This is a genomic window from Mycobacterium sp. NTMscope_MAC_269 (assembly GCF_976985695.1).
In genome coordinates, this window is record NZ_OZ335668.1 from 1,282,153 (window position 1) to 1,296,207 (window position 14,055).

The window sequence follows — 14,055 nt, forward strand, 5'->3', positions numbered from 1 at the left end:
CTATGACCGGTTCGTTTCCTCCTCCCGCAAGCGCTCGTCGCGAGTCGTCCTTCGTGCACCTGCATAACCACACCGAGTACTCGATGTTGGACGGTGCCGCGAAGATCGCGCCGATGCTGGCCGAGGTGGACCGGCTGCAAATGCCCGCGGTCGGGATGACCGACCACGGAAACATGTTCGGCGCCAGCGAGTTCTACAACGCGGCGACCAAGGCCGGGATCAAGCCGATCATCGGCGTCGAGGCCTACATCGCGCCCGCGTCGCGCTTCGACACCCGGCGGATCCTGTGGGGTGACCCCGGCCAGAAGTCCGACGACGTCTCGGGCAGCGGCTCCTACACGCACATGACGATGGTGGCCGAGAACGCCACCGGCCTGCGCAACCTGTTCAAGCTGTCCTCGCTGGCGTCCTTCGAGGGCCAGCTCGGCAAGTGGTCGCGGATGGACGCCGAGATCATCGCCGAACACGCCGAGGGCATCATCGCCACCACCGGCTGCCCCTCGGGAGAGGTGCAGACCCGCCTGCGCCTGGGCCACGACCGGGAGGCGCTGGAGTCGGCGGCCAAGTGGCGCGAGATCTTCGGTGCCGACAACTACTTCCTCGAGCTGATGGACCACGGGCTGTCCATCGAGACCCGGGTCCGCGAGGGGCTGCTCGAGATCGGCCGCAAGCTGGACATACCGCCGCTGGCCACCAACGACTGCCACTACGTCACCCGCGACGCCGCCCACAACCACGAGGCGCTGTTGTGCGTGCAGACCGGCAAGACGCTCTCGGACCCCAACCGGTTCAAGTTCGACGGCGACGGCTACTACCTGAAGTCGGCCGCCGACATGCGCCGGATCTGGGACGACGAGGTCCCCGGCGCCTGCGACTCCACCCTGTTGATCGCCGAACGGGTGCAGCCCTACGACGAGGTGTGGGCGCCGCGCGACCGGATGCCGATCTTCCCGGTGCCCGAGGGGCACGACCAGGCCACCTGGCTGCATCACGAGGTGATGGCGGGACTGCAGCGCCGGTTCCCGTCCGGCGTGGGCCAGGACTACATCGACCGGGCCGAATACGAGATCAAAGTCATCTGCGACAAGGGTTTTCCGTCGTACTTCCTGATCGTCGCCGACCTGATCAACTACGCCCGCTCGGTCGACATCCGCGTGGGCCCGGGACGTGGTTCGGCGGCGGGCTCGCTGGTGGCCTACTCGCTGGGCATCACCAACATCGACCCCATTCCGCACGGCCTGCTGTTCGAGCGGTTCCTCAACCCGGAACGCCCGTCGGCGCCCGACATCGACATCGACTTCGACGACCGTCGCCGTGGCGAGATGGTGCGCTACGCCGCCGACAAGTGGGGTTCCGACCGCGTCGCGCAGGTCATCACCTTCGGCACCATCAAAACCAAAGCGGCTCTGAAGGATTCGGCGCGGATCCACTACGGCCAGCCCGGCTTCGCCATCGCCGACCGAATCACCAAGGCGCTGCCGCCACCGATCATGGCCAAGGACATTCCGCTGTCGGGGATCACCGATCCCGCCCACGAGCGGTACAAGGAGGCCACCGAGGTCCGCGGCCTGATCGAAACCGACCCCGACGTGCGCACCATCTACCAGACGGCCCGCGGCCTGGAAGGTTTGATCCGCAACGCCGGGGTGCACGCGTGTGCGGTGATCATGAGCAGCGAGCCGCTCACCGAGGCGATTCCGCTGTGGAAGCGGCCGCAGGACGGGGCCATCATCACCGGCTGGGACTACCCGTCGTGTGAGGCCATCGGGCTGCTGAAGATGGACTTCCTGGGCCTGCGCAACCTGACGATCATCGGCGACGCCCTGGATAACATCAAGGCCAACAGGGGAATTGACCTCGACCTGGAATCCGTGCCGCTGGACGACAAACCCACCTACGAGCTGCTGGGCCGCGGCGACACCCTGGGCGTGTTCCAACTCGACGGCGGCCCGATGCGCGACCTGCTGCGCCGCATGCAGCCCACCGAGTTCAACGACATCGTCGCGGTGCTCGCGCTGTACCGCCCCGGGCCGATGGGCATGAACGCCCACAACGACTACGCCGACCGCAAGAACGCCCGCCAGGCGGTCAAGCCGATCCACCCGGAACTCGAGGAACCGCTGCGCGAGATCCTGTCCGAGACTTACGGTTTGATCGTCTACCAAGAGCAGATCATGTTGATCGCCCAGAAGGTCGCCTCCTATACGATGGGTAAGGCCGACGCGCTGCGCAAAGCGATGGGCAAGAAGAAGCTCGAGGTGCTCGAGGCCGAGTACAAGGGTTTCTACGAGGGCATGACCGCCAACGGATTCTCCGAAAAAGCGGTGAAGGCGTTGTGGGACACCATCCTTCCGTTCGCCGGGTACGCGTTCAACAAGTCGCACGCGGCCGGCTACGGCCTGGTCTCGTATTGGACCGCCTACCTGAAGGCCAACTATCCGGCCGAATACATGGCCGGGCTGCTGACCTCGGTGGGTGATGACAAGGACAAGGCCGCCGTCTACCTGGCCGACTGCCGCAAGCTGGGCATCACGGTGTTGCCGCCCGACGTCAACGAGTCGCTGGTGAACTTCGCCTCGGTCGGAACGGACATCCGCTTCGGGCTGGGCGCGGTGCGCAACGTCGGCGCCAACGTGGTGGGATCGCTGATCGGCACCCGCAACGGCAAGGGCAAGTTCACCGATTTCTCGGACTACCTGAACAAGATCGACATTGCGGCCTGCAACAAGAAGGTCACCGAGTCGCTGATCAAGGCCGGCGCCTTCGACTCGCTGGGTCACGCCCGCAAGGGCCTGTTCCTGGTGCACACCGATGCGGTCGATTCGGTGCTGGGCACCAAGAAGGCCGAGGCGATCGGGCAGTTCGACCTGTTCGGCGGGGACGACGGGTGCACCGAGGCGGTGTTCACCATCAAGGTGCCCGACGACGAGTGGGAGGACAAGCACAAGCTCGCGCTGGAGCGGGAGATGCTGGGCCTCTACGTGTCCGGGCATCCGCTCAACGGCGTGGCGCACCTGCTCGCCGCGCAGGTCGACACCCAGATCCCGGCCATCCTCGACGGCGACGTGGCCAACGAGACGCAGGTGCGGGTGGGTGGCATCCTCGCGTCGGTCAACCGGCGGGTCAACAAGAACGGGATGCCCTGGGCATCAGCGCAATTGGAGGACCTCACCGGTGGCATCGAGGTGATGTTCTTCCCGCACGCGTATTCCAGCTACGGCGCCGACATCGCCGATGACACCGTCGTGCTGATCAACGCCAAGGTGGCCATCCGCGACGATCGGATCAGCCTGATCGCCAACGAGCTTGTGGTGCCGGACTTTTCCACCGCCCAGGTGAACCGGCCGATCGCCCTCAGCCTGCCCACCCGGCAGTGCACCATCGACAAGGTCAGCGCGCTCAAGCAGGTGCTGGCCCGCCACCCGGGGACCTCGCAGGTGCATCTGCGGCTGATCAGCGGGGACCGGATCACCACATTGGAACTTGATGCCTCGCTGCGGGTGACGCCGTCGCCCGCGTTGATGGGGGACCTCAAGGAGTTGCTCGGCCCGGGCTGCCTGGGCGGCTAGCGGGCAATTCCAGCGCCGCCTGGTGGTCGTGGGTCGGAACGATCGTGACCGCGTGCCGCGCCAGGTGCAGGCGCTGCAGCGTCCTGAAGGTCTCCTCGCGGTCCTCGTCTACCAAAGCGCCCGGGTAGCTTGACTTTTGCCGCACCTTGTCGATCTGCAACCGGTGCCAGGCGGCGTCACCGGCGATCAGGATCCACCCGCGCGCGGTGTGGGCGAGCACCCCGACGCTGCCCGGGGTGTGGCCGGCCAGATCCACCAGGATCACCGAATGGTCGCCGAAGAGGTCGTGGCTCGCGGTGAACGTCAGCACCGGCGGCCCGTCCAGCTCGTAGTCGCTGATCGGTCGCCCGCGCAGCGCATCGCGGACGCCGCCGACGGGCGCGACGGGACCGGAACCGATCCAGTCGTGTTCGCGGCGGTGTAGGTGCACGGGAAGATCCGGCAGGTCCAGCAGGCCCGACACGTGATCCCAGTGCGCATGGGTCGGCAACGCGAAATCCAGCGCCGGCGCGTCGGGCAGCCGGCCCAGCGCCGCGATGGTGGGGATGGTGCTGGCCGGCGGGCGCACCGCCACCCGCAGCACGGCGGGCAGCTGGGCGATCGCGCGGTGTTCGGCGTCGACGCACACCGCCGGATCGACGATGAACGTGGCCTGCGGGTGCGCGATCAGAAACGACGTCAGCGAATTCTCGATGCGGCCCGGCGTGAAGATGCCCTCCACAATGGCGGCGGTCGGCACCGGGCGCGGCACCTGGGGCAGTGCCCGCACCGTCACGGTGCGGGCGGCGTCGGGCAGCCCCGCATCGACGACGCCGCGCAGGAATCGCTCGTCGGGCCGTTTCGGGCGCACCATGCCGCGCACGAATCCGGCTGCGGCGCCGCAGCATTGGCGCAACGTGGGGGAGCGGACCGGGTCCGCCGCCGTTGTGTGCGTCATGGCAGCTCCACCCGCACGATGGCGCTGTCCGGCCACACCCCGCTGTCGCGGGCGCGCCGTAGCTTCTCGCGCACGCACAGATCCTGGTGCACGTTGGTCACGCCCGGGACCTTGATCAGCGGCACGATATTCCACTGCCAGCCGTACCTCCGGTGCAGCACGCGGTTCGCGCGCTCGGCGTCGGCGCCGGACAGGACGGCGGCGCGACCGGGTACCCAGGACGCCGCCCGCGCGCCCGATCGGACCCGGCCCCGGTAATCGCAGGCCGCCAGTTCGACGTCGCTGCGCGCGGCGAGTCGCCGCGTCTTGGGACCGACCTTGGTTCGAAACAGCAACGCGTCGTCGTCGAACGCGAACCAGATCGGGGTGTCGACGGCGGTGCCGTCGCGGCGAAAGGACCGGAGCAGGGCGTAGCGCGAACCGTCCAGTTCCGCCCGCAAGGGGCGTGAGGTGATAGCCATAGCGACAGTCAAGGACTTAGAGTTGGCTCTAAGTCAAGCATCGGATTCGGGAGGCGCGATGGCCGGTGGCCGCACCATCGGAGAGATCTCCCGCGAAACCGGGGTCGCCGCAACGACCCTGCGCTACTACGAGCAGATCGGCCTGGTGCCCGAGCCGACACGACGGGGCGGTCAGCGCCGCTACGACGACTCGATTCGGTCCCGCCTCGAGGTCATCGCGCTCTGCAAGTCCGCGGGGTTCTCGCTCGACGAGATCGCGTTGCTGTTCGCCGACGACGCGCCGGGCCGGCCGGCCAGCCGCGCGCTCGCCGAGGCAAAGCTCGCCGAGATCGACGCGCAGCTGGAGTCGCTGGCCCGCGCCCGGGCCGTCATCGAATGGGGCATGCGCTGCACCTGCCCGTCAATAGACGCCTGCACGTGCGGCATTCACCCACCCCACCCCGCCAAGGAGCAGCCATGAACCCACCGCGCCCCCTCGCCGTGCAGAATTTCTCCCACATCTGCATCGGCGTCTCCGACATCGAGGCGTCCCTGGCCTTTTACACCGCTGTGCTGGGCATGGACGTCGTCTTCGATGTCGAACTCGCGGGCGCCGGACTCGATTCGGTGACCGGCGGCGCCGCCCAGCAGGGCCGCATGATCGGCGGGCTCATCGGGGCCGCGATGGTCGAGCTGCTGTCGCTGGGCGCGATGCCCGAATGCCCCAGCGGCCCGCACCTGGGATACACCAACATGTCGTTCCGGGTCGACGATCTCGACGCGACCTACGACGCCGTGGTGCGCCAGCACCCCGGCGTCCGGGCCGATCCGCCCGTCGATATCGGGGGAGTGCGGATGTTCTTCATCTACGACCCCGACGACACACCGATCGAGCTGCTCGAGTTGCCCGCCGGCGTGACGAGCACCGTGCAGCTCTGGCGCCCCGGCACCTGAAAACGTATCCGCGCCCTGGGCACCGACGTACGCTACGAAAATGACGACTGCCGAGCATCCGGCCACCCTGTGCGAGGCGTTTGCGCGCACCGCCGCGATCGACCCGAACGCCGTCGCGCTCCGCACGCCCGGTGACACCCAGACGCTGACGTGGGGAGAGCTCGCCGCGCAGGTGCGCAAGGTCGCCGCCGGACTGGCGGGCCTGGGGGTGCGCCGGGGCGACACGGTATCGCTGATGATGGCCAACCGGATCGAGTTCTACCCCTGCGAGATCGGCGCCCAACACCTTGGCGCCACATCGTTTTCGGTGTACAACACGTTGCCGGCCGAACAGCTGACGTACCTGTTCGACAACGCCGGCACCAAGGTCGCCATCTGCGAGGCGCAGTACGTGGATCGCATTCGCGCCAGTGGCGCACCCGTCGAACACATCGTCTGCATCGACGGCTCGCCCCCCGGCACCCTCTCCGTGGACGACCTGTATGCCGCCGCGCAAGAGGATTTCGATTTCGAATCCACCTGGCGGGCGGTGCAACCCGGCGACGTCGCCACCCTCATCTACACCTCCGGGACCACCGGAAACCCCAAGGGCGTGGAGATGACCCACGCCAACCTGCTCTTCGAGATGTATGCCTTCGACGCCGTCCTGCCGAGCCAGTACGCCGACCGGGTCACGTCGTTTCTGCCGACGGCGCACATCGCCGACCGGGTGATGGGCCTGTACAGCCTGGAGGTGTTCGGCGCCCGGGTGACGGTGGTCTCCGACCCACGCGCGATCGCCGCCGCGCTGTCCGACGCCCGGCCCACGGTGTGGGGAGCGGTGCCGCGAGTATGGGAAAAGCTCAAGGCCGGAATCGAATTCACGGTCGCCAACGAAAAGGACGACGTCACGCGCCAGGCGTTGCAGTGGGCGATGTCGGTGGCCGCCAAACGCGCCGCCGCCCTGGTGGCCGGCGAGGCGATGCCGGATGACGTGGCCGCCGAATGGGCCAAGGCCGACGAGCTGGTGCTGTCGAAGCTGCGCGAGCGGCTCGGCTTCGGCGACCTGCGCTGGGCGGTCTCGGGTGCGGCCCCGATCCCCAAGGAGACGCTCGCCTTCTTCGCCGCCATCGGCATTCCGATCGCCGAGGTCTGGGGAATGTCGGAGCTGAGCTGCGTCGCCGCCGTGAGCCATCCACGCGAGGCACGGCTGGGCTCCGTCGGCAAGCTGCTTCCCGGGCTCGAGGGCAAGATCGCTGACGACGGCGAGTTTCTGGTGCGCGGCCCGCTGGTGATGAAGGGCTACCGCAAGGAACCCGCGAAGACGGCCGAGGCGATCGACGCCGACGGGTGGTTGCACACCGGCGACATCCTCGAGGCCGACGCGCAGGGCTATCTGCGGGTGGTGGACCGCAAAAAGGAGCTGATCATCAATGCGGCCGGAAAGAACATGTCGCCGGCCAACATTGAGAACTCCATCCTGGCCGCATGCCCCATGGTCGGGGTGATGATCACCATCGGCGACGGACGGCCCTACAACACCGCGCTCATGGTGTTCGACGCCGACTCGGTCGGCCCGTATGCCGCCCAGCGCGGACTGCCCGACGCGTCGCCCGCCGCGCTCGCGGCCGACCCCGAGGTCGTCGCGCAGATCGCCGCCGGGGTGGCGGCGGGCAACGCCAAACTGTCGCGGGTGGAACAGATCAAACGGTTCCGCATCCTGCCGACGCTGTGGGAGCCCGGCGGCGACGAGATCACGCTGACGATGAAACTCAAGCGCAAGCCGATCATGACGAAATACGCCGAGCAGATCGAGCAGCTCTACGCGGATGATCCGCATCCGGAGGTCCACGAGCCCTCCGGCCTCGCGACGGTGCAGCCGGCATGATCGGCGGCCCGGCGGAAAGCGCCCGCGAGATCGGTCGCCTCGGCATGCGGAAGCTGTTGCAGCGCACTGGAATTGTTGAGGAGTCCACAGCGCCGCTCCTGACGGACCCGGCCGAGGTCTCCCAATTGTTGGCCGCGCCATGGTACGACGAGCGGCTGAGCAAGCTGGCCGACGACCTGGGCCGCGACCTTCCCGCCGTGCGCGCCGAGGCCGCATGCTACCTGCGGGAAATGGCGCCCTCGCTCGACGAGCGGGCGGTGCGGGCCTGGCGCAGCTTCAGTTGCTGGCTGATGCGGGCCTACGACGTGCTCGTCGACGAGGATCAGATCGCCGGACTGCGCAAGTTGGACCGCAAAGCCACTCTCGCATTTGCCTTTTCGCACCGCTCGTATCTGGACGGGCTGCTGCTGCCCGAGGTGATTCAGGCCAACCGGCTCTCGCCGGCGCTCACGTTCGGCGGGGCCAACCTGAACTTCTTCCCGATGGGCGCCTGGGCCAAGCGAACCGGGACGATCTTCATCCGGCGCCAGACGAAAGACATTCCGGTCTACCGCTTCGTCCTGCGCGCGTATGCCGCGCAGCTGGTGCAAAACCACGCCAACATGACGTGGTCCATCGAGGGCGGCCGGACCAGGACGGGCAAGCTGCGGCCGCCGGTGTTCGGGATCCTGCGGTACATCGCCGACGCGGTCGACGAAATCGACGGTCCCGAGGTGTATTTGGTGCCGACCTCGATCGTGTACGACCAGCTGCACGAGGTGGAGGCCATGACCACCGAGGCCTACGGCGCGACGAAGCGGCCGGAGGACTTTCGCTTCCTGATCCGGTTGGCGCGCCAGCAGGGTGAACGGCTCGGCCGCGCCTACCTCGACTTCGGCGAGCCGCTGCCGCTGCGCAAGCGGCTCGAGGAACTGCGCGCCTTGCAAAAAACATCAGAATCCGGCACCGGCACCGAGATCGAACGCATCGCGCTCGACGTCGAGCACCGGATCAACCGGGCCACACCCGTCACCCCGACCGCCGTGGTGAGCCTCGCGCTGCTGGGTGCCGACCGCTCACTGTCCATCAGCGAGGTCCTGGCCACCGTGCGGCCGCTGGCGAGCTACATCGCGGCACGCAACTGGACGGTGGCCGGCGCCGCCGACCTGACCAATCGCTCCACCATCCGCTGGACCCTGCACCAGTTGGTCGCCTCCGGCGTCGTCAGCGTGTACGACGCCGGCACCGAACCCGTGTGGGGGATCGGAGCCGAGCAGCACCTGGTCGCCGCGTTCTACCGCAACGCCGCGATTCACATCGTCGTCGACCGCGCGATCGCCGAGACGGCGCTGCTGGCCGCCATCGAGGACGCGGAGGGCTCGGTGGAGGGCTTGGTCCAGCCGACGACCGTGCGCGACGAGGCGCTGCGCCTGCGCGAGCTGCTGAAGTTCGAGTTCTTGTTCTCGGCGCGCGCGCAGTTCGAAAAGGAGCTCGCCGACGAGGTGCGCCTGATCGGGCGGGTGGAGGACACCCGTAAGGCGGCCCACGCGGCCGACGTGCGCGGCCTGCTGGAAAAAGCCGACGTCCTGCTGGCGCACCTCGTGCTGCGCCCGTTCCTCGACGCCTACCACATCGTCGCCGACCGCCTCGCCGCCTACGACGACGAATCGTTCGACGAGGACGCGTTTCTCGCCGAATGCCTCGAGGTCGGCAAGCAGTGGGAGCTGCAGCGCAGGATCGCCAGCGCGGAGTCGCGGTCGATGGAGTTGTTCAAGACGGCACTGCGTTTGGCCCGGCACCGCGAGCTGGTCGACAGCGTCGAGGAGCCGGACGTCGCCCGGCGCCGGCGCGAGTTCGCCGACGAGATCGCCACCGCGGTCCGGCGCGTCAACACCATCGCGGAGCTGGCCCGAGCGCGCTGAGCACGCGCGGGCGTTCACCGACCATTAACGTTTGGTCGCGATAGTGCGTTGGCCCTATCGGTGAAGCGAGGATGTGATGAGCGACGAGTCCACTGGGCAGCCCCGCCCGCTGATCGGGTACATCACCCACGAGATCGCGCCGCAGATCACGCCCGCGCCGATCGGTCGCACGTGGATGTCGGAGATGCGTCAGGGCTGGCCGCACCGGTGCCTGCCGATGCTGATCGCCAATCAGAGCGGCTGGGAAGTGCGCAACCGCAACGCCTTCAGCGCGACCTGGATGGGCGGCGATGACCGCACCAGCGTGATGATCGCCCCCGACACCCGCGAGAGTGGCCAGTTCCTGCCCTCCAGCCATTTCGGCTATGGCATCTTGACCTGGCATCTGCCGACGCTGTTTCGTACCCCGCCGGGCTACAACCTGCTGGTGCGCGGGCCGGCGAACCATCCGAAGGACGCCATCTCCCCGCTGGAAGGCATCGTCGAAACCGATTGGTCCAGTTCGAGTTTCAGCATGAACTGGAAATTCACCCGCGAGTTCATGCCGGTGCGATTCGAGGTCGACGAGCCGATCTGCATGATCGTTCCGCAGCGTCGGGGCGAACTGGAAGAGTTCGTCCCCGAACTGCGGCCCATCGAGTCCGACGAAGAACTGCACCGCAAGCACGAGTACTTCCTGGGCTCACGCGGCGCGCTGGGGCGCGAGCAGGAGGCGGCCGCCGACGAGCGGGTGCCGTGGCAGAGCGACTACACCCGGGGCAGGCACAGCGACGGCGAGTCCGGGGCCGACGACCACCAGACGCGGCGCCGTCTTCGTCCGTTCGCGGCGCAGCGGCCCGAGAACCGGGACTAGCGCGGAATCGGCACGCGGTGCGCCCACGGGCACACGCCCCCCGCCGGGCACTTGCGTGCATGCCTGCGTGGCCGTGACCCGAGGGACGGATGCGACCAATGTGGCCAAGCCGCCCGCCGGCGACGGCGCCCCCCGCATAAAGTTGGTGGCATGCCGCTTTCAGGAGAGTACGAACCATCGCCTTGGGATTGGTCTCGCGAGCAAGCTGACAAGTACGCCGCCTCGGGCGGTGCCGAGGCCGCCGACATGAAGGGCAAGCCGATCATCCTGCTGACCACGGTCGGCGCCAAGACCGGCAAACTCCGCAAGACACCGCTGATGCGGGTCGAGCATGACGGCCAGTACGCCGTCGTCGCCTCGCTCGGCGGGGCACCGAAAAACCCGGTCTGGTACCACAACATCGTCAAGAATCCGCGGGTCGAGCTGCAGGACGGGTCGGTCACCCGCGACTACGAGGCCCGCGAGGTGTTCGGCGACGAGAAGGCGACGTGGTGGGAGCGGGCTGTCGAGGCGTGGCCCGACTACGCCGAGTATCAGACCAAGACCGACCGCCAGATCCCGGTGTTCGTGCTGACCCCGGTCGGCTGAATTCCGGAGTTGGCCAGCTGGCATGGCACCATTAATCAGTGTCCGCTGAATTGAGCCGTCCCCCGAGCGTCGCGCCCCTGCGCCTACTTTCCGGGGCTGACATCGACACCGCGGCCAAGCGGATCGCGGCCGTCGTGACGCCGACCCCGTTGCAGTTCAGCGACCGGCTGTCCGCCCTCACCGGCGCGCAGGTCTATCTCAAGCGCGAGGACCTGCAGATCGTGCGCTCCTACAAGCTCCGCGGCGCCTACAACCTGCTGGTTCAGCTATCGGAGACGGAGCTGGCCGCCGGAGTGGTGTGCTCCTCGGCGGGCAACCACGCCCAGGGGTTCGCCTACGCGTGCCGGATGTTGCAGGTGCACGGCCGCGTCTACGTGCCCGCCAAGACGCCCATGCAAAAGCGCGACCGGATCCGCTACCACGGCGGCGAGTTCATCGACCTGATCGTCGGCGGCACGACCTACGACCTTGCCGCCGAGGCCGCGCTGGCCGATGTGGAAAGCACCGGCGCCACCCTGGTCCCGCCCTACGACGACCTGCGCACCATCGCGGGCCAGGGCACCATCGCGGTCGAGCTGCTCGATCAACTCGAGGCCGAACCGGATCTGGTGGTGGTCCCGGTCGGCGGTGGGGGCTGCATCGCCGGCATCACCAGCTATCTCGCCGAGCGGACCGAGAACACCTCGGTGCTCGGCGTCGAGCCGGCCGGCGCCGCGGCGATGATGGCCGCCCTGGCCGCCGGCGAGCCGGTGACGCTGGACCACGTCGACCAGTTCGTCGACGGCGCCGCGGTGCGCCGCGCCGGCGACCTGACCTACGCCGCGCTGGCGGCCGCCGGCGACATGGTGTCGATCACCGCGGTCGACGAGGGAGCGGTGTGCACCGCGATGCTGGACCTCTACCAAAACGAGGGCATCATCGCCGAACCCGCGGGCGTGCTGTCGGTGACGGGATTGCTGGACGCCGATATCGAGCCCGGCTCGACCGTGGTGTGTCTGATCTCCGGCGGCAACAACGACGTCTCGCGCTACGGCGAAGTGCTCGAGCGCTCGCTGGTCCACCTCGGCCTCAAGCACTACTTCCTGGTCGACTTCCCGCAGGAGCCCGGCGCCCTGCGCCGGTTCCTCGACGAGGTGCTCGGACCCGACGACGACATCACGCTCTTCGAGTACGTCAAGCGCAACAACCGGGAGACCGGCGAGGCGCTGGTGGGCGTCCAGCTGGGATCCTCGGCCGACCTGGACGGCCTGCTGTCCCGGATGCGCGCCACGGAGCTGCACGTCGAAACCCTGAAACCCGGGTCGCCCGCCTACCGCTACCTGCTGCTCTAACCCCGGGCCGCGATACATGCACGAGCCGTATGGACCGGGTACGTCCGGTTTCGGACTGGTCAGCGCCGCCACCATCGCCTCGCTCGTGCTGCTCGCGTGGGCGGCGATCTGGGTCGGCCGGCACGGACGCCTGTTGCAAGGGCTGTGGGACAGAGTGTCCAGCAACGCCGTCATCGGCGAGGCGCTGACCTGGGTGCGCGACCGGTTCGGCGACCGGTGGCGGGCGCTGGTCGCGCGATTGCCGGCGAGCGAGGTCGCCGGCGTCGCCTTGCTGCTCGGCCTAACCGTGGTCGTGACGCTGGCGGTCGGCTTCACCGAAGTGCTCGACGACGTGCTCGAGGGCGACGGCATCGCCGTGATCGACCATCCGGTGACCCGGTGGCTCGCGACCCACCGCGACCTGTGGCTGACCACCGTCCTGCGGACGATCACCGTCGCGGGCGGCCCCCTGTTTCTGACCGCGCTCGCGCTGCCGATTTCCCTCGTGGCCGGGTGGCGGTGTCGGACGTGGCGGCCGGTGGTGCTCGCCCTGGTGTGTGGCGCCGGGGTTCCGCTGGTGCTGTTCACCGCCAAGGCCCTGGTGGGACGAGACCGCCCGGCCCTGCCGTTCGCCCTCGTCGACGCGGACGGCTATTCGTTTCCTTCCGGACACGCCACCGGCACCGCGGCGATCATGGTCATCTCCGCGTGGGTGCTGACCCGCTGGCTGATCCCGTGGTGGACCGGGCGCGTGGCGGTCTGGGCCATCGCGATCGGCTCGGCGTTCCTGATCGGGTACTCACGCGTCTATCTGGGCGTTCATTACCTCAGCGACGTGCTCTCGGGCTGGCTGCTGGGCATGGCCTGGGCGGGCGCCGTCGTGCTCGTCGGCACCTGGTGGGACAACGCCCGCCGCGCACGCGACCGGCAACCGGGGGCCTGAGGTCAGCCTCGGCGCTTCCCCAGGTACGGCGGCGCGGGAGTGCCGGGATCGAGGTCGTGCGCCGGCACCGGCGTCCCGGCCGTCAGGCTCAGCGGCACCACGCCGGCCCAGTGGGGCAGCGCAAGATCCTGCGGATCGTCGGCCGGGGGGCCGCTGCGCACCTTGGCCGAGACCTCGACGAGGTCGAGCGCCAGGACCCCGGTCGCGGCGAGCTCGCGGGTATCGGGGGCCCGGCAGTCGGCGGCGCGCCCGGGTGCGATGTGGTCGAGCAGGCAGCCCAGCGCCCGCGATTTCTCTACCGGGTCATCGACCACGCGCGCATCACCCACCACGATTACCGAGCGGAAGTTCACCGAGTGGTGCATCGCCGAGCGCGCCAGCACCAGCCCGTCGATCAGGGTGGCGGTGACGCACACGGGCAGGCCCGAGCCCGATGCTTCGGCCGTTCTCGCCGCCAGCAGCGGGCCGCCGCCGCTCGAACCGTGCAGGTAGAGCGTCTCGTCGCGCCGGGCATGCGTCGTCGGCAAGACCACCGGGCGGCCGGCGCTCAGGTAGCCCAGATGGCAGATCAGCGCCTCGTCGAGGATCTCGTGGACGGTGCGGCGGTCGTAGCGCGCGCGTTCCCGGTAACGGGTCGGGGTCGTGCGTGAGGTCGGTCGGTATGCGGTGTCCACGGATTTGCCCTTTAGTTTG

General features: G+C 68.5%; 12 protein-coding genes. 9 read left to right on the forward strand and 3 right to left on the reverse strand.

The window, feature by feature from the left end:
• Nucleotides 1-2 precede the first annotated feature (2 nt).
• Entirely contained in the window at nt 3-3,569 is a 3,567-nt protein-coding gene (dnaE, locus tag ACZ50Z_RS06210; RefSeq protein ID WP_464482747.1) for a DNA polymerase III subunit alpha, read from the forward strand.
• Here dnaE and ACZ50Z_RS06215 read toward each other — a convergent pair.
• Nucleotides 3,532-4,506: an MBL fold metallo-hydrolase gene (locus ACZ50Z_RS06215; protein ID WP_464482748.1), complete on the reverse strand. Its 975-nt coding sequence runs from the start codon at nt 4,504-4,506 to the stop codon at nt 3,532-3,534. The genes dnaE and ACZ50Z_RS06215 overlap by 38 nt on opposite strands.
• Nucleotides 4,503-4,967, reverse strand: coding sequence for a PPOX class F420-dependent oxidoreductase (locus ACZ50Z_RS06220; RefSeq protein ID WP_464482749.1), 465 nt, complete (start codon nt 4,965-4,967; stop codon nt 4,503-4,505). The genes ACZ50Z_RS06215 and ACZ50Z_RS06220 overlap by 4 nt, the downstream gene beginning before the upstream one ends.
• Nucleotides 4,968-5,025: 58 nt before the next feature.
• On the opposite strand from ACZ50Z_RS06220, the gene ACZ50Z_RS06225 reads away from it, so the two are divergent.
• The 8 genes from ACZ50Z_RS06225 (at nt 5,026) to ACZ50Z_RS06260 (ending at nt 13,362) form a co-directional block, all read left to right on the forward strand.
• A complete protein-coding gene (locus ACZ50Z_RS06225) occupies nt 5,026-5,427 on the forward strand; it encodes a MerR family transcriptional regulator (protein ID WP_464482750.1) in 402 nt (133 codons plus the stop codon).
• A complete protein-coding gene (locus ACZ50Z_RS06230) occupies nt 5,424-5,900 on the forward strand; it encodes a VOC family protein (RefSeq protein ID WP_464482751.1) in 477 nt (158 codons plus the stop codon). Before ACZ50Z_RS06225 ends, ACZ50Z_RS06230 begins: the two co-directional genes overlap by 4 nt.
• 40 nt (nt 5,901-5,940) lie before the next feature.
• Nucleotides 5,941-7,767, forward strand: coding sequence for a fatty acid--CoA ligase FadD11 (fadD11, locus tag ACZ50Z_RS06235; protein WP_464482752.1), 1,827 nt, complete (start codon nt 5,941-5,943; stop codon nt 7,765-7,767).
• Entirely contained in the window at nt 7,764-9,668 is a 1,905-nt protein-coding gene (locus tag ACZ50Z_RS06240) for a lysophospholipid acyltransferase (RefSeq protein ID WP_464482753.1), read from the forward strand. The genes fadD11 and ACZ50Z_RS06240 overlap by 4 nt, the downstream gene beginning before the upstream one ends.
• 76 nt (nt 9,669-9,744) lie before the next feature.
• Nucleotides 9,745-10,521: a DUF6065 family protein gene (locus tag ACZ50Z_RS06245; RefSeq protein ID WP_464482754.1), complete on the forward strand. Its 777-nt coding sequence runs from the start codon at nt 9,745-9,747 to the stop codon at nt 10,519-10,521.
• Between the two features lie 150 nt (nt 10,522-10,671).
• Complete coding sequence (locus ACZ50Z_RS06250; protein WP_464482755.1) at nt 10,672-11,109, forward strand: nitroreductase family deazaflavin-dependent oxidoreductase; 438 nt, start codon at nt 10,672-10,674, stop codon at nt 11,107-11,109.
• Between the two features lie 38 nt (nt 11,110-11,147).
• Nucleotides 11,148-12,440, forward strand: coding sequence for a threonine ammonia-lyase (ilvA, locus tag ACZ50Z_RS06255; RefSeq protein WP_464482756.1), 1,293 nt, complete (start codon nt 11,148-11,150; stop codon nt 12,438-12,440).
• Between the two features lie 16 nt (nt 12,441-12,456).
• Complete coding sequence (locus ACZ50Z_RS06260) at nt 12,457-13,362, forward strand: phosphatase PAP2 family protein (RefSeq protein WP_464482757.1); 906 nt, start codon at nt 12,457-12,459, stop codon at nt 13,360-13,362.
• A gap of 2 nt (nt 13,363-13,364) precedes the next feature.
• On the opposite strand, the gene ACZ50Z_RS06265 is transcribed toward ACZ50Z_RS06260, so the two are convergent.
• The gene (locus tag ACZ50Z_RS06265; protein WP_464482758.1) at nt 13,365-14,036 is read right to left on the reverse strand and encodes a pyridoxamine 5'-phosphate oxidase family protein; all 672 of its coding nucleotides are present in this window, start codon (nt 14,034-14,036) and stop codon (nt 13,365-13,367) included.
• Between the last annotated feature and the right edge of the window lie 19 nt (nt 14,037-14,055).